This is a genomic window from Neorhizobium sp. T6_25, from assembly GCF_002968555.1.
In the GTDB taxonomy this organism is placed as follows: Bacteria; Pseudomonadota; Alphaproteobacteria; order Rhizobiales; family Rhizobiaceae; genus Neorhizobium.
In genome coordinates this window covers 136,785-157,143 of sequence record NZ_PVBL01000009.1, presented here as the reverse complement: position 1 = coordinate 157,143, position 20,359 = coordinate 136,785, and the positions used below count along the sequence as shown (strand labels likewise).

The 20,359-nt window shown below is 61.5% G+C and carries 18 protein-coding genes and 2 pseudogenes; 6 read left to right on the top strand and 14 right to left on the bottom strand.

Annotated features, from left to right (window positions below; translation table 11 throughout):
- Positions 1-121: 121 nt before the first annotated feature.
- The 6 genes and pseudogenes from dusA to C5L10_RS14895 form a co-directional block, all read right to left on the bottom strand.
- A complete protein-coding gene (gene dusA / locus C5L10_RS14920) occupies positions 122-1,186 on the bottom strand; it encodes a tRNA dihydrouridine(20/20a) synthase DusA (protein ID WP_172717041.1) in 1,065 nt (354 codons plus the stop codon).
- A gap of 345 nt (positions 1,187-1,531) precedes the next feature.
- Positions 1,532-1,954, bottom strand: a pseudogene (locus C5L10_RS14915) (CBS domain-containing protein); the annotation flags it as partial.
- A gap of 17 nt (positions 1,955-1,971) precedes the next feature.
- Entirely contained in the window at positions 1,972-2,436 is a 465-nt protein-coding gene (locus C5L10_RS14910; protein ID WP_105430316.1) for a YbhB/YbcL family Raf kinase inhibitor-like protein, read from the bottom strand.
- Between the two features lie 14 nt (positions 2,437-2,450).
- Positions 2,451-2,585, bottom strand: a pseudogene (locus tag C5L10_RS14905) (DUF2267 domain-containing protein); the annotation flags it as partial.
- Positions 2,586-2,683: 98 nt separating this feature from the next.
- On the bottom strand, positions 2,684-3,736 hold the full coding sequence (locus C5L10_RS14900; protein ID WP_105430315.1) for an AI-2E family transporter: 1,053 nt from the start codon (positions 3,734-3,736) through the stop codon (positions 2,684-2,686).
- Positions 3,737-3,886: 150 nt separating this feature from the next.
- A complete protein-coding gene (locus C5L10_RS14895; protein WP_046666956.1) occupies positions 3,887-4,414 on the bottom strand; it encodes a DUF4142 domain-containing protein in 528 nt (175 codons plus the stop codon).
- A 146-nt stretch (positions 4,415-4,560) separates the two neighbouring features.
- On the opposite strand from C5L10_RS14895, the gene C5L10_RS14890 reads away from it, so the two are divergent.
- A complete protein-coding gene (locus C5L10_RS14890; protein WP_046666957.1) occupies positions 4,561-4,779 on the top strand; it encodes a hypothetical protein in 219 nt (72 codons plus the stop codon).
- Between the two features lie 69 nt (positions 4,780-4,848).
- Here the strand turns inward: C5L10_RS14890 and C5L10_RS14885 are convergent, their stop codons facing one another.
- From C5L10_RS14885 to C5L10_RS14870, 4 genes are all read right to left on the bottom strand, one after another.
- A complete protein-coding gene (locus C5L10_RS14885; RefSeq protein ID WP_105430314.1) occupies positions 4,849-7,251 on the bottom strand; it encodes an FdhF/YdeP family oxidoreductase in 2,403 nt (800 codons plus the stop codon).
- Positions 7,252-7,385: 134 nt separating this feature from the next.
- Complete coding sequence (locus C5L10_RS14880) at positions 7,386-8,381, bottom strand: TIGR03885 family FMN-dependent LLM class oxidoreductase (RefSeq protein WP_105430313.1); 996 nt, start codon at positions 8,379-8,381, stop codon at positions 7,386-7,388.
- Between the two features lie 89 nt (positions 8,382-8,470).
- Positions 8,471-8,803 (bottom strand): hypothetical protein, encoded by a 333-nt coding sequence (locus C5L10_RS14875; RefSeq protein WP_172717029.1) that lies wholly within the window; start codon positions 8,801-8,803, stop codon positions 8,471-8,473.
- Positions 8,804-8,930: 127 nt separating this feature from the next.
- Positions 8,931-9,374: an SRPBCC family protein gene (locus tag C5L10_RS14870; RefSeq protein WP_046636274.1), complete on the bottom strand. Its 444-nt coding sequence runs from the start codon at positions 9,372-9,374 to the stop codon at positions 8,931-8,933.
- Between the two features lie 246 nt (positions 9,375-9,620).
- Here C5L10_RS14870 and C5L10_RS14865 point away from each other — a divergent pair, with 246 nt between their 5' ends.
- Entirely contained in the window at positions 9,621-11,300 is a 1,680-nt protein-coding gene (locus C5L10_RS14865) for a Na/Pi cotransporter family protein (protein ID WP_105430311.1), read from the top strand.
- Here C5L10_RS14865 and C5L10_RS14860 read toward each other — a convergent pair.
- Positions 11,297-11,830 carry an NUDIX hydrolase gene (locus C5L10_RS14860; RefSeq protein ID WP_105430405.1) on the bottom strand — a complete coding sequence of 178 codons (534 nt, stop codon included), beginning with the start codon at positions 11,828-11,830 and terminating at the stop codon, positions 11,297-11,299. The genes C5L10_RS14865 and C5L10_RS14860 overlap by 4 nt on opposite strands.
- Positions 11,831-11,924: 94 nt before the next feature.
- On the opposite strand from C5L10_RS14860, the gene C5L10_RS14855 reads away from it, so the two are divergent.
- A complete protein-coding gene (locus tag C5L10_RS14855) occupies positions 11,925-12,569 on the top strand; it encodes a DUF47 domain-containing protein (RefSeq protein ID WP_046636276.1) in 645 nt (214 codons plus the stop codon).
- Positions 12,569-13,573 carry an inorganic phosphate transporter gene (locus C5L10_RS14850; protein ID WP_105430310.1) on the top strand — a complete coding sequence of 335 codons (1,005 nt, stop codon included), beginning with the start codon at positions 12,569-12,571 and terminating at the stop codon, positions 13,571-13,573. Before C5L10_RS14855 ends, C5L10_RS14850 begins: the two co-directional genes overlap by 1 nt.
- Before the next feature lie 89 nt (positions 13,574-13,662).
- Here the strand turns inward: C5L10_RS14850 and C5L10_RS14845 are convergent, their stop codons facing one another.
- Entirely contained in the window at positions 13,663-14,409 is a 747-nt protein-coding gene (locus tag C5L10_RS14845; protein ID WP_105430309.1) for an SDR family oxidoreductase, read from the bottom strand.
- Between the two features lie 99 nt (positions 14,410-14,508).
- Here C5L10_RS14845 and C5L10_RS14840 point away from each other — a divergent pair, with 99 nt between their 5' ends.
- Positions 14,509-15,414, top strand: coding sequence for an AraC family transcriptional regulator (locus C5L10_RS14840; RefSeq protein WP_105430308.1), 906 nt, complete (start codon positions 14,509-14,511; stop codon positions 15,412-15,414).
- A 49-nt stretch (positions 15,415-15,463) separates the two neighbouring features.
- On the opposite strand, the gene C5L10_RS14835 is transcribed toward C5L10_RS14840, so the two are convergent.
- Together C5L10_RS14835 and C5L10_RS34320 are read right to left on the bottom strand one after the other, a co-directional pair.
- The gene (locus tag C5L10_RS14835) at positions 15,464-18,211 is read right to left on the bottom strand and encodes an ATP-binding protein (protein WP_245448012.1); all 2,748 of its coding nucleotides are present in this window, start codon (positions 18,209-18,211) and stop codon (positions 15,464-15,466) included.
- Positions 18,212-18,216: 5 nt separating this feature from the next.
- Positions 18,217-19,242 carry a hypothetical protein gene (locus C5L10_RS34320; protein WP_245448006.1) on the bottom strand — a complete coding sequence of 342 codons (1,026 nt, stop codon included), beginning with the start codon at positions 19,240-19,242 and terminating at the stop codon, positions 18,217-18,219.
- A 406-nt stretch (positions 19,243-19,648) separates the two neighbouring features.
- Here C5L10_RS34320 and C5L10_RS14830 point away from each other — a divergent pair, with 406 nt between their 5' ends.
- Positions 19,649-20,335 carry a fumarylacetoacetate hydrolase family protein gene (locus C5L10_RS14830; protein WP_105430307.1) on the top strand — a complete coding sequence of 229 codons (687 nt, stop codon included), beginning with the start codon at positions 19,649-19,651 and terminating at the stop codon, positions 20,333-20,335.
- Positions 20,336-20,359: the final 24 nt, after the last annotated feature.

Here is a 20,359-nt window from a genome sequence, read left to right as displayed (position 1 = left end):
ATGGTGTCGCCGGATTTTTCAAAGTCCGTTCGACCCTCGCGTTCCTCCTCGGGAGAGCGAAGCGAAAACCGAGGACCGCCAAGGGAGGACTGTGTCCGATGGGGCTCGAAAATCTCCGCCCTCACCCTGCCAGCTTCTTCTCCTCGGATTGGACCCGAGGCCCGCCGTCGATATCCACCACCGCGAAAGCGGCCGCGATGACCTCCGGCCCGGCACCCGGGCGAGTGGCATCGGTGGAGAGGATCTGGCGAAACCGCCGTGCGCCTGCAAACCCCTGGAACAGCCCGACCATGTGCCTTGTGACGTGATGCAGCCGCCCGCCCCGGCCGATCAGCTCCGCCGCATAGTCCGCCATCGTATCGCGCAGCGCCAGCCAGTCGAACTCGGCGGTGGCGACCCCTGCAGGACTGGCATCTTTCAGAAACGCATCCACCCCGGCCAGAAGTCCGGTATTGTGATAGGCGGCGCGGCCGAGCATCACCCCGTCCATATGAGCGAGATGGTTTGCCGCCTGTTCCAGGTCGGCGATGCCGCCGTTGATGCCGATGAACACGTCCGGGTTTTCCCGCTTCATGGCATAGACCAGCTCGTAGTCGAGCGGCGGCACTTCGCGGTTTTCCTTCGGCGAAAGCCCCTGAAGCCAGGCCTTGCGGGCATGGATCCAGACGGCATCCGCACCCGCCCCGATCACTTGGGCGAGAAAGTCCGGCAGCACGTCCGTCGGCTCCTGGTCGTCGACGCCGATGCGGCATTTCACGGTGACCGGCACGCTCGACACTCGCTTCATCGCCGAAACCAGGTCGGCCACATGCGCCGGATCGCGCATCAGGCAAGCGCCAAACGTGCCCGACTGCACCCGGTCCGACGGGCAGCCGACATTGAGGTTGATCTCGTCATAGTCGAAATCGGCAGCGATCCGCACTGCCTCGGCAAGCTTTGCCGGGTCCGAACCGCCGAGCTGCAGCGCAACCGGATGTTCGGCCGGCGAAAAGGACAAGAGCCTCTCGCGCGGCCCATGAATGATCGCATCGGCCACCACCATCTCAGTATAGAGCAGCGCGGATTTCGACAATTGCCGATGCAGGAACCGGCAATGCCTGTCCGTCCAATCGATCATAGGCGCGACGGCGAAGATCGGAGCTTTGGAATATCCAGCCTTTTTAGCCGCTTGCGTCACTTTCTTCACCGTCTTTTTTACAATCGCCTTCGCCTCGACCCGGTGTTTTGGGGCCGGACCGGGTGCAATCTAGCAAATGGAATTGCGATATGCCAAACGAGCAGACGGCCACCGGCACGATTGCCGGCCCGCCCGTGCAGGGATGCCGCGTCGGCTTTCCCTACTCCATCGACCCTATCGGGGTCAATTTCAGAGCTGTCCGGGATCTGCGAGAGAAATCCGGGGGGAGCGTTCACAGCTGGAATAAAAGCCGGGCTGGCAAAAGAAGCATTCGCCGCAGGAGATCGTGAAGAGGACCACGAGGCGATCCCCTACTTTCAGGTTGGCGTTGTCCCGGCCGACGTCCTTTTCTCCGTGCGCGTGAGCACCGCCCGGACGGGAAACCTTCTTCAATCCGGCTCCCGCGGCTGCGGCGTCCGCAAGGGCGGCATCACCGAGCGAAATGACGCCCGTCAGGCGTTTGTCGCGATTGACCACAGGAAGACGACGGACCTGAACCTTGCCCATGTTGCGGGCCACGTCGTCGACATCGTCGTCTTCGAAACAGTACTTTACGTCGCGCGTCATCACTTCCCGGATCTTCGCATCGCCTCCGAGCCCGTCGGCAAGCCCGCGGATGACCAGATCCCGGTCGGTGATCGTTCCGACGAGCTGGTCGTTGTCGCCAACCGGCAAAAAGCCGATCTGCCTGTCGGCCATGCATCTGGCGACTTCGGCGACGGTCTGGTGGGGACTGGCGACCTCGACATCGCGCGACATGATCTCTGACACTTTCATGGTCTTTCCTCCTTCGTTCAGTGGACGTCGAATGTTCCGGTGAGACTGGTCTCCGAGAGGATGTGGCTACGCGCCTCCTTCCACATCGCCTCGACCCCCGCGCTGGCCGGCACCTTGAGGTTCGGAACGTCGAGGGCGGCAAGACGGAACCGGTAATGGTGCAGGCCGTGGCCTTTCGGCGGTTGAGGCCCGTCGTAACGGGCGTTGCCGAAGTCGTTCGCGGAGAAACGCGGACCGCCGCCGGGCGCCGTATCCGCGCTCTCGCCCAACTGGTTCCAGTCCTTCGGGATATTGAAGACACCGCAATGGCGGAAGGTCCCGCTCGGTGCGTCCGGGTCCTCCACGATCAGTGCGAAGCTTTTGGCCTCCGCGGGCGCACCGCCCCATTTCAAAGGCGGCATCAGGTTTTCCCCAAGGCGGGTATACTTGTCCGGCATGCGTTCGCCATCGGCGAAAGCCGGGCTGGTGAGGGTCATGTTCATTGGTCGCCCCTTCCGAGCGTCTGGAGAACCGCGCCCAGCACATGCCAGGCAAGCTGCCGGTCAGGTCCCTGGTCAGCCATCAGATCGTCCAGCCATATGTTGGTGGTTTGCAGCCTCTTGTCGAAGACGGTGAGACCCGAAGCACTCATGGCTTCACCTCCATGATGATGGTTCGAATCTTTCGAACCGGTCAGGGAGACGGAAGTTCCGAAGGCCGTCTTAAAAATGCACGGACAGGTCGTTGCCCTCACTGCGTATCGGCAACCCCCTCCTCCTCGACGAATATTGCCCATGCGGCGATGAACAGAGCAGCGACGAGCGGTCCGATGACGAACCCGTTGATACCCATCAGAGAAATGCCGCCGATGGTGGAAATCAGGACGACATAGTCGGGAAGCTTGGTTTCTCTGCCGACCAGGCGCGGCCTCAGAAGATTGTCGACAAGACCGATGACAAGGGCGCCGACCGCAACCAGCACGATGGCCTTCACCCAAAAGCCGGCAAGCGCCAGGTAAACGGCCGTGGGTATCCAGATCAATGCAGCACCGACCGCCGGCAACAGCGACAGGACGCTCATCAGAACGCCCCACAGCAAGGCCGGCTCCACGCCGAGCGCCCAGAAGGCGACGCCGCCGATCGAACCCTGGATGATGGCGATGATGATATTGCCCCGCACGGTCGCGTGGATGACGGCGGTGAATTTGGAGGTGAAACGACGGGTATGCGCGTCGCTGAGAGGCAGTGCCTTTCGGATCGTGCGGGCGAGCACCTGCCCGTCGCGGAACATGAAGAACAGCAGATAGAGCATCACGCCGAAAGCGACGAGGAACTGCAGGGTGTTCTGGCCGAGGCTCAAGGCGCGTCCGGCAAAGAAACCGCCGCCCTGCATCAGCGCCGCGGAAATACGTTCCCGAAGCGTGTCGAAGCCCTCCAGCTCGATCCGCTCGATCCAGCCGCGGACGAACAGGGGGAGCGATGCCTGCAGCTCCTGGAAAAACCTTCGGACATCGATCTCCCCGTTGTCGATGCGTCCATAAAGAAGATTGCCCTGCTGGACGAGCGAGCTGAGGACGATCAGCCCCGGAATGATGACGACGCAAAGGCAGATCAGGACGGAGAGCGCCGCGGCAACATTTCTGCGGCCGCCGAGCCGGGCCTCGATACGAGCGTGGAGAGGAAAGAAGATGATGGCGAGGACGATTGCCCAGAATATCGCTGAATAAAACGGCAGGACGACTGCGACGAACGCGATGGTCACCAGGACCAGAAGCACATAGAAACTGACACGCTGAAGGGGCATTCGACCTTTCCGCTTTGAGACCGCTGGAATGGTAACACAAATACGGCTGCGGCGTGGCTCCGGTCTTCCCCCACTGGCTCAGTTTTGCGCAGACACCTCGACGGCCGCCGCATAAGCGACAGCCGTCGGATGGAATCCCGCGAACAGCGATTACTTGTTCAAATCCTCGGCCATCTGCAGATGATGTTCGAGCGCAGGGACAGTCTTTGCCGCCCACGCCTTCAGTTCGGCGTTTTCACCTTCCTTGCCATATCGCTTGAACAGGTCGACGGCATCTTCATGGGCGTCCTCCTGGTCAGAATGATATTGCTTCGTGAACTCTGCGCCCTTCAAGCCCTTGAGCTTGGCGATCGACTTCTTTTGCGCGTCGGTCATCGCCGTCGGCAACTTGACTTTCACCTTGCCGCTATCGACAAGCTGTTTCAGTTCAGTCGTAGTCTTCTGATGCTCCTGGATCATCTGCTGTGCGAACGTCTTCGTCGCCGCGTCGGCCCGTTCGGCGGCCAGCTTGCTGGATTCGATCTCGAACATGTCGCTCGTTGCAGCTTCGGTCACGAAATCCTGGGTCTTCGGAGGGATGCCCGCAAGCGAATTGACGCCTGATTTTTCCGCCGCGGATTGGGCGAAGGCCGACGTCGTAACCATCGCCATGGCAGTCACTAGAATGATCTTGTTCATGCAATTCTCCTTTCGCATCAGCGCGAACAACGCATTCCTCCGGTTGTTCCAGGACCAGCAGAAAATCTCCTTTTCGGCCTCCGAAGGGCCGCATGTCAGGGCACAAAACCGGCTGTCGATTGTTGGAAAGGTCCAAGGAGGCTGAAATGAGCACTGAAAAACAGACCGAGGGCCTGAACGACAGGCCGAAGAACGCGCCGATAGGCCAGACCGCCGAAGGCCTGCCGGACGACAGCGGGCGACCAGTCCAGGTCGACGACGAGACCATCGAAAGGACGCGTCGCAAACTCTCCGACAATCCCCGCGAAAAGCTTCTGAAGGAGGTTCGGGAGCAGGAGGACGCCTCACGACGGGGGTCCGAATGAATACATCAGCGCCGCCGGCGTTTGCCTGAGACAGCCGGCGGCACCGCTTGACGTCCCTGCGCTTCACCCTTAACCGAGCGGTATGTGGCTCGACCGGCTGAGACGAACCGGCAGGAGCTTGTAGGATGGCGTCTTCGATTGAGGGCTGTGATAGCTGAGCGGAAACAGGGGATTGGTTTCTGGATAATAGGCTCCGCAACAGCCTTTGGGGATGTCGTAAGCGACGATCCTGAAGCCCTGGACCACCCGCGGTGTTTCAGGTTCGATTGCGGTCGCCAGATCCACGATATCCCCGTCTGCAAACCCGAGCCGCTCGATGTCCTGCGGATTGACGAACAGGACCTGCCGCGTCCCGTCGACCCCGCGGAAACGGTCGCTGTAGCCATAGATGGTCGTATTGAACTGGTCGTTCGATCGCAGGCTGGCGAGATGGAGGACATCCTCTCCCATCGCTTCGGCGGGAAGCTCGGGGAACAGCCGATCCGGGGTGATGAAGTTCGCCTTTCCGTTCCGGGTCACCCATTTCCGTTCCCTGGCCGGCAGAGGACGCGGGATCCCCCCGGGCTGGAAGAGCCGCTTGTTGAAGTCCTTGAAGGTCTCCGGATAGGTCTTTTCGATCGCGTTGCGGATTTCCGAATAGTCGTCGACCCAGCGGTCCCAAGGCACGTTGCCTCGCGTCAGCGTAGCTTTGGCGATGCCGGCGATGATGGCAGGTTCCGACAGGAGTTCGGAACTGGCGGGTTTGGCCCTGCCGCGCGAGCCGTGGAAATGTGCCACCGAACTTTCCATCGACACGGCCTGTGGTCCGCTTGCCTGTTCGTCGATCTCGATGCGGCCGAGACAGGGAAGCAGGTAGGCGATTTCCCCGTGAACGACATGGCTGCGATTGAGCTTGGTGGCGATCTGAACCGTCAGGCGCAGCTTGCGCCACGCAGCTTCCATGGCAACAGTTTCGGGCGCTGCTCTTAAAAAATTGCCGCCGAGGGCGATGAAGGCTTTCGTCTCCCCGTCGAGGATCGACCTGCAGGACTCGACCGTGGAATGCCCCTGCCAGCGCGGAGGATCGAAATGGTAGAGTCGCGAGAGTTTGTCCAAGGGCGCTAGGCCCGGCTTCTCGGTAATGCCGACGGTGCGCTGACCCTGGACGTTGGAATGGCCCCGGACAGCGCAGATGTTGGCACCCGGCTTTCCGATATTGCCGCGCAGGAGGGCGAGGTTGACGACCATATGGACGTTCTGCACGCCCATCATGTGCTGGGTCAGCCCCATGCCGTAGACCATCAGGACGGCGTCGGAGCGGGCATAGATGCGGGCAGCCTCCGTCATCTGCTCGCGGGTGAGCCCTGAAACGCGCTCCAGCTCTTCCCAGGTATAATTGCGGGTGGCCGCCGCGAACTCCTCGAAACCGGACGTGTGCTGGGAGATGAAATCGTGATCGAGAATGTGTTTCTTGTCGGCCGCGGCAATCGAGGCCGCGAAGGCTACCGCCGCGGCGTCGGACGGATCGTCCGGCGTGCCGTCAGATCCTGAAACCTTGCTGACATGGGCCTCGTGAAGCGCATCGTCAGCCTGTATGAGCGCCTTGCAGATGCCAAACAGGGCGGCGATATCTCCCCCCAGCCGGACCTGGTAATATTTCGAGGAGATCTGTGTCTCCCTACCCGTCAACATCTGGCTTGGAGCCTGGGGATTGACGAAGCGCTCCAGCCCCGGCTCCCGGAGCGGGTTGAAGGTCACGATCTTGACGCCGCGGTCGGCGGCATCCTGAAGGTCGTGCAGCATCCGCGGCGACGAGGTCCCGACGTTCTGCGCCATATAGAAGATGCAGTCGCAGTTCTGGAAATCCGACAGGATTGCCGTGCCCACCGAAGCGCCGATGCTTTCCGGAAGGGCGACCGACGAACTCTCGTGGCACATGTTCGAGGAGTCAGGCAGGTTGTTGCTGCCGAATATCCGCGCGAAAAGCTGGTACATGTAGGAAGTTTCGAGCGAAGCTCTGCCTGACGTGTAGAACTCGCACTTTTCGGGGGCTATCGCCCGCAGCTCGCGGCCGATCTCCTGGAATGCGGATGCCCAGCTCACCGGCACATACTTGTCGCTCGCGGGGTCCCATCGCATCGGATGGGTCAGACGCCCCTGTTCCTCCAGATCGTGGTCGCGCCAGGTCTCCAATTCGCTCAGCGTATGGGCGTCGAAAAAGTCCCTGTCCGCGCGCCGGCCGGTGATCTCCCAGGCGGTCGCCTTCGCACCGTTCTCGCAGAACTCCAGCGGGTGCGGCTTGGCCGGTTTGGCCCACGCACAGCTGACGCACATATAGCCGTCCGGCTTGTTCTGATGCGCCAGAAGAGACGGGCCGGACACCGGAACATGTTCCCGAATGAGCACCTCGCCCACCGACTTGGCCGATCCCCAGCCGCCGGCAGGGCCACTTGGAAAGCCTACTCGTGGTCTCTTTTTCGGTCTTGATGTCATTGCGAAACGCGATGGTTGGATTGAGCTTCTCATAACTTGGGTGAGCTATCGTGGTTCCACAGCCCGGGAACTTAGGCCGGAATGGGCCCGATTTCCGGTCAGGGGCCTCCGCCGAACGCGACGACGCCAACCCGTCACCGGCCGTTCCGTTGGCGTTTATCCGCCTTCACGTGAGGCAAGACCTCGCGTCCGAAGCGATCGATGAATTCGCGCTGGTTGCGTCCGACATTGTGGACGTAGATTTCCGCAAAGCCCATGGCGGCGTCGGCTTCCAGCCATTCGACATGCCGGCGCGGGTCGGCCGAGATCCGCACATGCTGATCCATGTCTTCCGGCCGCACATTGGCGCACGCCTGGTCGAATTCCTCGGGCAGGCGCAGCGTTTCGGAGACCGCCGCCGTCACTGCATTGCTCCGCCACTGGTCGAATGCGTTTGCTCTCGCCTCGTCATCGGAGCCGGCGATGGACACATGGGTCTGCAGGTAAAGCGGTTTGCCCTCGCCGCCGCCGCGCCGGAAACCGTCGATGATCTTGCGCAGATTATCCTTTGGCTGATTGATGGTGATCAGCGCGTCGGCCCAGCGTCCGGCCCATTGCGCCGTCTCGGGCGACAAGGCGCCGGCAACGAGGCGGGGCGGCTCTTCGGGAAGGGTATGGACACGCGCCTCGTCCACCCTGATCGGCTGCTCCCGGCTGACCAGCTTGCCCGACCACAGATCGCGGATGATCTCGACCGCCGCCTGTAGCCGTTCGTTCCGTTCCCGCTTCGAAGGCCAGCGCTCGCCGGTGACATGTTCGTTCATGGCCTGCCCGCTGCCGACCGCAATCCACGGCAGCCTTCCGGGAAACATTTCGGCGATCGTCGCGGCGGCCTGCGCCGTGATGACCGGATGGTAGCGCCAGCCCATCGGGATGGTGATGAGCCCGAACGGGATCGACCGTGTCGCCTGGAGCGCCGCCCCCAGCCACGCCCAGGCAAAACCCGACTGCCCCTGCCGCTCGCTCCATGGGGTCAGATGATCGGAGGACATCACCGCGCCGAAGCCCGCGGCCTCTGCAGCCTGGACATGCCCGATAAGCTCGCTTGGCGAAAACTGTTCATGGGAAGCGTGATAACCGACAAGCGTCATGGTCCATTTTCCTCGGAGATCCGCCGACGCCGGGCATCGGGCTCAAGTCCAGACGGGATTTCCCCTGAAGAATGTCGCCACCGGCACGCTCACCCAAAGGCGATTTCTTCGGCCGAGCGTTCGATATCCTGCCGGCGATGCCTCTTGGGACGCCCCTTTCCAGCCAGAATAAAATCGAGCTCCGCCGCGGAGGCTCCGAACCGGTCGATGAGACGCTGCGCTTCCTGCGCACTCAGGCCATAGTTCTTCACGAGGTCCTCGGGCGTATATTTCGGCTTCGCGTCGTTCTGCTGCGGATGGGGACCGGGGGCCTCCTCCGGCAGACGATCTGATTGCGCTTCGGAGGCCGGGGGGACCGGATTGGATCGCGGCGGCACGAGAGACTGCCGGTCGGTAGAGGATGCTGTCGGTGGCTGTTGCATGACTTCCTTCTCTTTCAGAAGGTCAACAAGACAGGCCCGCGATAGTTCCCGCAGGCAACTGCTTCCAGTACCGGATCGCGAAAGTCACCAACGCGAACCGGTCCCGGGCTTGCGCCGTCATGATAGATTATTCGTTGATCTCGGGCTCGACGACCCTTGCCAGGTTCCGCAGCGACTCCTGCCAGCCGAGATAGCAGGCTTCGGGCGGGATGAGGTCCGGCACTCCTGCCTGCGTTATATTCACCTCGGTTCCGACCGAAACCTTCTTCAACGTCACCGTGACTTCCATTTCGCCCGGCAGGTTGGGATCGTCGAATTTGTCCGTGTAGCGGACAAGTTCGCCTGGGACGAGCTCAACAAATTCGCCGCCGAAGGCATGGCTGTTGCCGGTCGTGAAGTTGCGGAAGGACATTCTGAACTTGCCGCCGACTTTCGGTTCCAAGTGATGCACAGTGCACAAAAAGCCGTTGGGCGGAAGCCATTTGGCAAGCGCGTCAGCCTCGATGAACGCGCGATAGATCTTTTCCGGGCTGGTTGCCAGAACGCGATGCAGGCGTATGGTGTTCGGCATGGTCGTGATCCTTTTGAAATGTGGAATGGACGACTCTAAGGACGAACCAGACTTTGCCAACCCGACACCCCCTCGTCTCAAAAAAATCTCCCGCTTTCCGGGCAGTGCCGGATGGTAGACCCCCAATACCTACCGGTCAGACCTCAGCCTTGAAAAAGCAATAGATCCCCGGCAACTATGTTAGCTGGCTAACATCTTGCGCTGCCAGTGCGATTCTCCATCCGGCTGCTCACTTACGGAAATGCCATGCCCTTCATCATTGCAATCATCACCATTGCCGGACACATAGCCCTCCTTCTATGGGGGACGCGGATGGTGCAGACGGGCATCCAGCGTGCTTTCGGCCCCAATCTCAGGTCTTTTCTCGGCCGCGCGCTGAACAATCGGATAAAGGCGTTTTTTTCCGGATTGGGCGTCACGGCAATTCTTCAGAGCAGCACGGCGACCGGGCTGATGGCATCGGGGTTCGCGGCCGACGGGCTGGTCGATCTTGTCCCGGCGCTTGCCGTCATGTTGGGCGCCAATGTCGGCAGCACGCTCATCGTGCAGGTCCTGTCCTTCGACGTGGCCGCCGCGTCACCGGCTCTCGTACTGCTCGGCGTCCTGATGTTCCGCCGCACGCAAAATCCGCAGGTCCATGACCTCGGTCGCGTGTTTATCGGCCTCGGCTTCATGTTGCTCGCCCTGCATCAACTGCTCGACGTGCTGACGGAATATGCCGATACACCGGCCTTCGCTGCGGTTCTTTCAGCCATTTCGACGACGCCGCTCCTCAGCCTTCTGCTCGCGGCCGCGCTGACCTGGGCAGCCCATTCCAGCGTCGCGGTGGTCCTGCTCATTATGTCACTTGCGAGCCAGGGGCTGATCGATCCCTACCAGGCTTTCGCACTGACCCTCGGCGCCAACCTGGGAACGGCGATCAATCCAGTTGTCGAGGGGCAGTCCGGGAAGGATCTTGCGGCCAGGCGGCTTCCGATCGGCAATCTGGTTACCAGGATCCTCGGTGTTCTGGCGGCGTTTGCGCTTCTCTCTCCGATTACGGCGCTGATGATCCAGATCGAGGGCGATGGTGCCCGGTTGGTCGCGAATTTCCACACGGCATTCAATCTCGTGGTCGCGGTCGTCTTCATGCCGTTCCTCTCGCCCTTCGCAAACGCCCTCGTCAGGCTGCTGCCGCGGCGGATCGACGAGAGCGATCCCGGCCATCCGCGATATCTCGATCCTTCCGCCAAGGAAACGCCGGTCGTCGCGCTGCAGGGAGCGGCGCGGGAAGTCCTGCGACTGGTCGACGTGCTGGAGGAAATGCTGGCGGGGACGAAGGCTGCCCTGACGAGCACCGATCGCCGCGCCCTGGCGGAACTACGGCGGAAGGACAACGTCCTCGACCGTCTGAATACGGCGGTCAAACGATACCTCACGTCCATCGACCCGGAAGAACTCAGCGACATCGACCGGAGACGTCTCGATGAGATTCTGCTGTTCTCGACTGGCCTGGAACACGCGGGCGACGTCGTCGACCAAAACGTGCTTCCCCATCTGGTCAAGAGACTGCGCCGAGGCATGACCTTTTCTAAGGAAGGGCAGAATGAACTCAGCGGCCTGCTGGACCGCCTCTCCACCAATCTGCGCACCGCCGCAGCGCTTTTCATGTCGCAGGACGAGCGCGTCGCACGTATGCTCGCCGACGAAAAAATCGTCTTCCGGCGGGCGGAGCGTGACGGAACCAACGCTCATTTCCAGCGGCTGCGCGAGGGCGATTTCGATACGGCGGAAACCAGCTCTCTCCACCTCGACCTGCTGCGGGATTTCAAGCAGATCAATTCGCACCTCGTCGCAGCCACGGCCTATCCGGTTCTGGAAAGGCAAGGCGAGCTGCTGCAAAGCAGGACCACCTACCAAAGCGCCGGCGATCAGGTTCAGAACTAGCCGCGATTGCGCTTCTTGCGACCCTGCGGCTCGAATTCGACGAGCAGCGACTTGAGTTCGATCTCGCGGACGCGTCGTGCCGCTTCATCAGGGCTGACCCATTCGAGAATGCGCTGCCCCTGTTCCTTGAAGCCACCCGTGACCTCCGTGACTTCGATCTGGAACACGTCGACGATACAGGGGGCCACATCGCCGTCGTCGAGTTCTTTCAGATAGGTATAGCGGCCGATGGGCTTCTTCTTCACCGTTCCATTCACGCCTGCTTCTTCCCAGGCTTCGGTGGCCGCCGCCTCGAACGGCTTTTTTCCCTTCATCGGCCAGCCTTTCGGGATGACCCACCGCCCTGCCTCGCGCGAGGTGATCACCAGGATTTCAACCTGAGGGCCTCCACCCCGATATCGAAAACACAGGGCGCCATATTGTTGGCGAAACGCGCCGGCGAATAACCTTCCCGGAACTGCCGCAAGTTGCCTGAGCAGCGTCTGGGACCTGTCCGGTCGCGGCTTGCTGCGTTTTTTTGTGGATTTCATGCGGATCAAACTGTCGATTTTGCGTGTTGCTTCAATTGCCCGAGCGTGTTTATGACACATTTATGACAGTCAGCCGCATGGAAGGTCGCACGGTATGATGAGTATTTTTCGGAAGCTGATGCCGCGTGAAGACAGTTTCTTTGAAATGTTTTCCCAGCACTCCAAAACTGTCGTTGCAGCAGCCCACGCGCTTGACCAGCTCCTCAAGGGCAACGAGATCGAGAAGAACTGCGAGCTGATCGTCGCATTGGAGAATGAGGCCGACGACATCACGCGGGAGGTTCTTCTCGCCGTCCGGCGGAGTTTTATCACGCCCTTCGACCGCGGCGACATCAAGGATCTCATCCAGTCGATGGATGACGCGATCGACATGATGCATAAAACGGTCAAGACGATCCGGCTGTTCGAGCAGTCCGACTTCGATCCGCTGATGCAGCAGATGGGTGGCGAAATCGTCAAGGCGGCGGATCTCATTTCGGAAGCGATCCCCCTCCTCAACAAGGTGGGCTCCAATGCTCACCGTCTTGCCGCGATCGCCGAGGAGATCACCCGCGTGGAAGGCCGGTCGGACGATCTTCATGACCAGGGCCTGAAAGACCTATACCGACGTCACGGGGCAAGCGGGAATGCGATGGCCTATATGATCGGCAGCGAGATCTACGGCGAACTGGAAAAGGTCGTCGACCGTTTCGAGGATGTCGCCAACGAGATCAGCGGCATCGTTATCGAGAACGTTTGATGGATATGTCTCTCGCCTTGCCACTTCTCTTCGGGCTGATCGCACTCGCCCTGTTCTTCGATTTCCTCAACGGTCTCCATGATGCGGCCAATTCCATCGCGACGATCGTCTCGACCCGCGTCCTGCGGCCGCAATATGCGGTCGCCTGGGCGGCGTTCTTCAATTTCATCGCCTTCCTTTTCTTCGGCCTGCACGTGGCGGAAACGCTCGGCACGGGCATCATCGATCCGGGGATCGTTTCACCCCAGGTGATTTTCGCCGCCCTCATGGGGGCAATCATCTGGAATATTCTCACCTGGATTTTCGGAATTCCGTCCAGTTCCTCGCATGCGCTCGTCGGCGGGCTGGTGGGCGCCGGCCTGGCAAAGGTCGGCTTCAGTTCGATTGTCTGGAGCGGTCTCGGGAAGACGGTAGGTGCGATTTTCCTCTCGCCGGCCATCGGCTTCCTGCTTGCCCTGGTGCTCGTGCTCCTGGTTTCCTGGCTCTTCGTCCGGCAAACGCCGTTCGCGGTGGACCGGACATTCCGCGTGATGCAGTTTATCTCCGCCTCGCTTTATTCCCTCGGCCATGGCGGCAATGACGCGCAGAAAACGATGGGCATCATCGCGGTGCTTCTGTTCAGCCAGGGATATCTCGGTTCGACCTTCTACGTGCCCTTCTGGGTGGTGATCTCCTGCCAATCCGCCATGGCTCTCGGCACGCTCTTCGGTGGGTGGCGGATCGTCCATACCATGGGCTCGAAGATCACCAGGCTCAACCCGACGCAAGGCTTCTGCGCCGAGACGGGCGGAGCGTTGACCCTGTTCGGAGCGACCTGGCTCGGCATTCCCGTCTCGACGACCCACACGATCACAGGAGCGATCGTCGGCGTCGGCGCCGCAAGGCGGGTTTCGGCGGTACGCTGGGGTCTCGCCGGCAACATCGTGATCGCCTGGATCGTGACTATGCCGGCAACTGCCGCGATATCGGCGGCGTTTTACAGCCTGGCGGATCTGCTGCCATAGGTGCAACCTTGGCCAGAAGGTCGACTTGTCGCGGAGGGGCCTCCGCGGCAAGCCAGTTCGTGGCGCTTGAAAGATAGTTGGCGCCAGTCTCAGCCAGCCAGTGCCACGGCGTCGTCGCCGGCGGGAATGCGAGCCGGCGACGACGGATCGGTTGCCGCAAGCCAGACTGCCTCGGCCACATCGAGCGGCCGGGTGACAGCCGACTGGTCCTGCTCCCATTCGGCGAACACGCTTTGTACCAGATCGGCATACGCTTCGGGGAAGCCACCCTGTGTCTGCATGCGGGAGCGCGCATTATCCCCGAAACAGGTGTCGGGCGCCCTTCCCGGCTGTACCAGTCGCACCCGCACATCGAACTGCTGGAGTTCCAGCGCCAGCACCTCGGTGAAAGCATCCACCGCAGCCTTGCTCGCAGTATAGACGGAAAGCAGCGGAATCGGCTTCAACGTCACGCTCGACGCCACGTTCACCACGACGCCGGTTCTCCGTTGCCGGAATTGAGGCAGGACCGCCTGTGTCACCGCCATAGTCCCGAGAGTGTTCGTCTCGAAGATCTCCCGGGCGATATCCATAGATGTGCCCTCGAGGGCATTCAGCCAGCCGATGCCCGCATTGTTGACCAGCACGTCGATTGGTCCGGCGGCATCGATGGCCCGGCGAATGCTTTCCGGATCGGTGACGTCGAGGGCGAGTATCCGAAGGTGCTCGGAGGAAGGCAGAATATCCTCGCGCGGCGACCGCATCGTCGCGATAACCTTCCAATTGCGGTCGCGGAAATACCTGGCGATCTCCAGACCGAATCCGGACGAGCAACCGGTGATGAGAACGGTTTTCATGGCGGCTCCTTCATGTGTTTTGCAGCACCTGAAATCTAGACCGCCGAGGCTGGACTGACTATAATCGGAAGTCCGGTTCTCATTCGTGAAGGTCCTGAAATGGTCGATCCATTCGCTGAAGTGGTGACATTGCTCCAACCCAGCGTCCCCTCGACGAAGCTCGTCAGCGGCGCCGGCGCCTGGTGTGTTCAGCGCCTGGAATCGGGACAGCCCTTCTACTGCGTGATCCTCGAAGGTTCGTCGCGCCTGACCGTCGACGGACAGGAACCGATCGACCTGCGGGAGGGCGACTTCGTTCTGATCCCGTCGGCCTATGGCTTCAGCATGTCGAACCTGGAACCGATGCCGTCGGAGGGCGTGGATCCCTTGACCGTCACCAAGTTGGCGGATGAAATAAGACACGGTAATCCGGATGGGCCGCCCGATGTCCGGTTGATGGTCGGCCGTTTTGTCTTCGGGTCGCCGGACGCTGCCCTGCTGGTGTCGCTCCTGCCCCAACTCGTGCACGTTCGCGGCGAGAGGCGGCTTGCGACCCTTGTAAAGCTGGTGCGCGAAGAGGCTCGCGAACAGCGGCCTGCGCGGGACATGATCCTGGCGCGCCTGTTGGAAGTTCTGCTCATCGAGGCGCTCCGATCCACGGCAGGCACCGCAGCGCCGCCCGGGCTTCTGCGCGGACTGACCGATGGACGGCTGGCGGTCGCGATCCGTCGGATGCACGAAGATCCGACCCAGGACTGGACGGTGGAGCAACTGGCCCAGGAAGCCGCCCTCTCCCGCTCCGCCTTCTTCGATCGATTCCGCCGCGCCATGGGCGTCACCCCGATGGAGTACCTGCTTTCGTGGCGCATGGCTCTGGCGAAGAACCTTCTGCGGCGTGGCGACGGCGGCATGAAGGAGATTGCCGAACGTGTCGGATACAGTTCCGCCAGCGCGTTCAGCGTCGCATTCACCCGCGTTGTCGGATTGCCACCGACGCACTATGCGCGCAGAGCAATCCAAACATGAAGTCCGCACAACGGCGCTTCGATCGGCCCCCCGGCAATCGTCGGGGTGTCTACTCCCTGGCGTCCGGGATCGTTGCCCGGAGAGCCTCCGAAAGCTGCCGCAGACTGTAGGGTTTTGGCAAAATGTCCACGCCTTGCGCGGTCGCGGCGCTCTTGAGCATGTCCGCATAACCCGATGTGAGCAGGATCGGCAGTGTGGGATGCCTTTGTTTGACTTCCTTGGCGAGATCCACCCCATTGATGCCGCCAGGCATCATGATGTCGGAAAACATCAAGTCCGGCTCAACATCGGATGCGAGCACGCTCAACGCGGCGGCTGCCCCGTCGACGCGGGTTACGGAATAGCCGAGCTGGTCGAGCATGTCGTTGACCAGCATCGCGACGCTGTCGTCGTCTTCCACGACCAGGATTTTTCCGGCGACGCTCCTGTCCGCCTCCCCCTGGCTGCGGGACGAATGGTTGCCGCTCGCCTCGAACGCCGCCTGGATCGACCGGGGAAGCCAAAGCTCCACGGTCGTTCCGACCCGGGGTTCGCTGCGGATCTCGACCGATCCGCCGGAAGCCTCGACGAAACCGTAAACTTGCGCAAGCCCCAATCCTGATCCCTTGCCAACTTCCTTCGTGGTGAAGAACGGCTCGAACACCCGCTTGAGAACCTCGGGCTGCATTCCGATACCGCCATCGGCGACGGTGATCTTCACAACGTCGCTACGTTTGCCCGACGCATCGACGACGGAATTGGAAGCGCTGATGACGATCGTACCGCCCGCCGGCATTGCGTCGCGGGCATTGACGCAAAGGTTCAAAAGCACGAGTTCGAGTTCCGACGGGTCCGCCTGCACGGGCCACACGCCCGCATCGACGTCGACTTCGATAGTGATGTCCCCGCCGAGCGTCCGGTCGAGAAGTTCGCGCATCTGGGAAATCTGATGGCGAAGATCGACAGGCTGCGGCTTCAATGGCTGCCGCCTGGCGAAGGTCAGCAATTGCCTGGTGAGCGACGCTCCCCGATTGACCGCCTGCAGCATGCCGCTTTTGATACGCTCCCGCCGCACCGGATCGTCGCGTTTGTCGAGAACGTCCAATCCGCCGGAGATGACCATCAGGAGGTTGTTGAAATCATGCGCGACCCCGCCTGTCAGCTGACCGATCACCTCCATCTTCTGGGCCTGGCGCAGCGTCTCCTGCGTTTTCCTCAGCTCGTCGTCGCGCGTTTTGTGGTCGGTGACGTCGCGGGCGCTGCAATAGAGCTTGTCATCGACGACGACCGCCACCCAGGAGAGCCAGCGATAGTCGCCTTCCCGGGTCAGGCATCGGTTTTCGAAGTGGAGCACGGGCAGGCCGTTTTGCGCAGCCTGGAACGCAGTTTCGCTCGCAACGACGTCGTCCGGATGAAGAAGCGCCCGCAACGGCGTGCCCAGAAGTTCCTCCTCGTCCACACCGAGGGTTTTCTTCCAGGCGGGATTGGTCTTTTCGAAGACACCGGTGGCAAAATCGATCACCGAGAGCAGGTCCGGGCTATATTTCCACGTCCGTCCCCGCTCGCGCGAATGTTCCAGAACGCGGCGCTCCAGATCCGCATTCAGCTCACGAAGGCGGGCGGCGGTTTCTCGCAAAAGCGTCTCGCGCCGATCCCGCGACAGCCTGACCAAGGCCGCAATCCGCGCCACCAGTTCCCGGGCCGAAAAGGGCTTCACCAGGTAATCGTCCGCCCCGGCGGCGATACCCTCCAGCCTCGCCTCTTCGCCGGCCCGGGCCGACAGCAGGATGAAGGGCGTATCCTTGAGTTCGCCATCCGCCCGTATCCTCGACAGCAGACCAAACCCGTCGAGCCCTGGCATCATCACGTCGGAAACGATGAGGTCCGGCCGCCTCAGGCGCGCGGCGCTTAGCGCCGCCTCGCCGTCAGCCGCCGTCTCGACCGTAAAGCCGGATATCGACAGCAGCCGCTCCACATAGGCACGCATATCTGCGTTGTCGTCGGCCAGGAGGACATGTCCCGTCGGAGCAAGCGTTTCGGCCGTCTCCGTACCCTCGGCCGGCGGTATCGACGGGGCGGGCGCGGCAGCGCCTGTCGGCAGCCACGACATCGCTTCATCGACGAAAGCCTGGCGTCTGCCGACGTTGCCCTCGACCGGCTCAGAACTTCGCATCTGTTCCGGAGTTATATGCGCCTTTCCGAAGGGGATCGAGATCGAGAAGGACGTGCCTTCGCCAAGCCGGCTTTCGGCACGGATTTCTCCGCCCTGAAGATGCACCAGTTCCTGCACCAGGGCGAGCCCGATGCCGGAGCCCTCGAATGACCTTCCTTTGGCGCCCTCGATGCGGTGAAAGCGCTCGAACAGGCGCGGCAGTTCTTCAGGCGCAATTCCCGTACCGGTGTCGCGGATCGTGATTTCGGCCCGCTCCCTGTCGTCCGACGCCCTCACGCCGATGCTTATCTCCCCCTCGAACGTGAATTTGAACGCGTTGGAAAGCAGGTTCAGGACAATCTTCTCCCAGAGATCCCGGTCGAGATAGACCGGCTGGGGCAAGTTTGCGATATCGACAACCAGCCTCAGCCCGGCCTGTTCGATCGCCGACCTGAAATTCGATGCCAGTTCCGCGGTCAGGCTGCCGATATCGATCGGCTCGAAGGAGGCCTGCACACGCTGGGCCTCCATCCTGGAAAAATCCAGGAGCGTGTTGACCAGTTTCAACAGCCGGTGGCCGTTGCGCTGGGCGACAAGAATTCGCTGCCTGTCTTCGAAGGAAAGCGCCTCGGGCTGCTGAAGCACGTCGGCGAGCGGCCCGAGCATCAGCGTCAACGGCGTGCGGAACTCATGGCTGACGTTCGAGAAGAACATGGTCTTGCTGCGATCGATTTCCGCCAGCGCTTCGGCCCGCCGCCGCTCGTCGGTACGGGCCCGCACGGCGGCGACGGCTGCAGTAATCGCCGTCGAAAGCAGCTCGTAGAAGCCCATATAGCTGTCGTCGAAAGGTGTGGTGAGGCGCCGGCCACCACCAGGAGCGTCGGCAACTCAAGTCCGGGAACCGTGATGGGAAGAATGAGCGCCCGCTCCGGGGGCTCCTCGTAAGGCCCTGCGCCCTTGAAGAGATCGGAAAACTCAATGATCCCCAGCGGGCCATCTGGTGTCAACGCTTTCGCCATGAGCCAGGGAGTGGTGGAGTGTGCGTCGATGGTGGCGATGGATGCGAGGCGGCGAACCGGCGAACCGTGATGCGCCGCCAACCCATAGGTGCTCCCATCGGGGGACAGATGGTAGAGAAGCAGAAGCGGCAGGTCGAACTCGAACTGTGAAAGAACCTCGACTGTTCGCCGAGACAGGTCGTCCATGTCCACTGCCGAAGCCAGACTGGCGTTCAGATCCCTAAGTGCGCGGGTTCGCCGCTCCGACAGCATAGTCGCCGTCGTCTCTGTCACCGGATGAAACAGGCCGCCGATTTCGCCCGTCTCGTCCCGGATCGGCGACAGCGAAAAGGTGAAGAACGTTTCCTCCAGATAACCGTTGCGGGTCAGAAACATCCGCTGGTTTTCGAGGAACGACGTATGGCCCTCACGCGCCTGACGAAAAGGTTCGCCGATCGCCGGCCAGGCGCTCGACCACGTGACGCCGTAATCCTCCCCGAGCGCGCGGGGATGAGCCTCGCCGCACACGGTGCGATACCCGTCGTTGTAGATCTGGATGTTGTCGTCGCCCCAGATCACGTTGATCGGAAAATTCGAGGCGAGACAAAGGCTGACGGTTGTCCTGAGGCTTTGGGGCCATTGATCGATCGGCCCCAGCGGTGTGTCGCTCCAGTCCTTTGTCCGGACAAGCTCGGCCATTTCGCCACCGCCCGCCAGGAAGTCGCCGGTGAGTATCTGCTGTGTCGACAACCAGTTAGCCCCATTCTGGCACCGGCTTTGGAACCTAACACTCGATACAATGAGCCCCGCAGCTCAGCCGTTGTAATATCCAACTTTTATTCGTGAGGCCGCCTAGAGGCCACAGATCATGCGTTCTTCTTGACGAAATTGGCCTCCAAAAGCCCTGGCTCGCTTATTCAACGAATCACTGAAATAACCTAGCATGAACCATCCGGGGTTGAAATTGCGCGTGATGAAACCTTCCGCAGCGGGGTGCGAGCTTTTTCCTCGGGTCTTGAAAAAGTGCTAGGATTAATCAGCGAATTGGAAGACAAAGGGCACCGTCTTCATCGCCCCGTGCCCACAGTTTTCCAGGATATCTTCCATGCTTGCGACCGTGATCCCCATGCCCGAAACCGTTCTTCTGCCGGTCGAGGGAGTGACGGAGCGCTTTCCGGTGCGCCGGGTCTATTGCGTTGGCCGCAACTATGCCGACCACGCAATCGAAATGGGCGGCGATCCAACCCGCGAGCCTCCGTTCTTTTTCCAGAAGAATGCCGACAACATCTATAACGGCGAGACCTTTCCCTACCCGCCGCTCTCCTCCAGCGTTCACCATGAAGTGGAACTGGTCGTTGCGCTCTCGGGCGGCGGCGCTGATATTCCGGTCGGAGACGCGCTGTCCAACGTCTACGGCTATGCCGTCGGCATCGACTTCACCCGCCGCGACCTGCAGGATGTCGCCAAGAAGATGAGCCGTCCGTGGGAGGCCGCCAAGGCCTTCGAGAAATCGGCCCCTGTCTCGGCCCTCGTCCCGGCCGAACAGATCGGTCATCCGCAGGCAGGCGCGGTCTGGCTCGACGTCAACGGCGCACGAAAACAGTCGGGCGATCTCAATCAGTTGATCTGGAAACTGCCGGAGATCATCGCCGAACTGTCGAAACTGTTCGTCCTCGCCCCCGGCGACGTGATCATGACGGGCACGCCGGCCGGCGTCGGCGCCGTGGTGCGCGGCGACAAGGTCACCTGCGGCATCGACGGCGTCGGAACGCTGTCGCTGACGGTCGCCTGACGAAACCGCGACAGGGAGGAAACC

Bases quoted from the DNA above. Each gene is read 5' to 3' on its own strand.
- C5L10_RS14900 (WP_105430315.1), bottom strand. From the start codon at position 3,736: ATGCCCCTTCAGCGTGTCAGTTTCTATGTGCTTCTGGTCCTGGTGACC.
- C5L10_RS14860 (WP_105430405.1), bottom strand. From the start codon at position 11,830: ATGAAATCCACAAAAAAACGCAGCAAGCCGCGACCGGACAGGTCCCAG.
- C5L10_RS14865 (WP_105430311.1), top strand. From the start codon at position 9,621: ATGCCCTTCATCATTGCAATCATCACCATTGCCGGACACATAGCCCTC.
- C5L10_RS14885 (WP_105430314.1), bottom strand. From the start codon at position 7,251: ATGACATCAAGACCGAAAAAGAGACCACGAGTAGGCTTTCCAAGTGGC.
- C5L10_RS14910 (WP_105430316.1), bottom strand. From the start codon at position 2,436: ATGAACATGACCCTCACCAGCCCGGCTTTCGCCGATGGCGAACGCATG.
- C5L10_RS14855 (WP_046636276.1), top strand. From the start codon at position 11,925: ATGATGAGTATTTTTCGGAAGCTGATGCCGCGTGAAGACAGTTTCTTT.
- C5L10_RS14870 (WP_046636274.1), bottom strand. From the start codon at position 9,374: ATGCCGAACACCATACGCCTGCATCGCGTTCTGGCAACCAGCCCGGAA.
- C5L10_RS14880 (WP_105430313.1), bottom strand. From the start codon at position 8,381: ATGACGCTTGTCGGTTATCACGCTTCCCATGAACAGTTTTCGCCAAGC.
- C5L10_RS14895 (WP_046666956.1), bottom strand. From the start codon at position 4,414: ATGAACAAGATCATTCTAGTGACTGCCATGGCGATGGTTACGACGTCG.
- C5L10_RS14830 (WP_105430307.1), top strand. From the start codon at position 19,649: ATGCTTGCGACCGTGATCCCCATGCCCGAAACCGTTCTTCTGCCGGTC.
- C5L10_RS34320 (WP_245448006.1), bottom strand. From the start codon at position 19,242: ATGGCCGAGCTTGTCCGGACAAAGGACTGGAGCGACACACCGCTGGGG.
- C5L10_RS14850 (WP_105430310.1), top strand. From the start codon at position 12,569: ATGGATATGTCTCTCGCCTTGCCACTTCTCTTCGGGCTGATCGCACTC.
- C5L10_RS14840 (WP_105430308.1), top strand. From the start codon at position 14,509: ATGGTCGATCCATTCGCTGAAGTGGTGACATTGCTCCAACCCAGCGTC.
- C5L10_RS14875 (WP_172717029.1), bottom strand. From the start codon at position 8,803: ATGCAACAGCCACCGACAGCATCCTCTACCGACCGGCAGTCTCTCGTG.
- C5L10_RS14835 (WP_245448012.1), bottom strand. From the start codon at position 18,211: ATGCTCGGGCCGCTCGCCGACGTGCTTCAGCAGCCCGAGGCGCTTTCC.
- C5L10_RS14845 (WP_105430309.1), bottom strand. From the start codon at position 14,409: ATGAAAACCGTTCTCATCACCGGTTGCTCGTCCGGATTCGGTCTGGAG.
- C5L10_RS14890 (WP_046666957.1), top strand. From the start codon at position 4,561: ATGAGCACTGAAAAACAGACCGAGGGCCTGAACGACAGGCCGAAGAAC.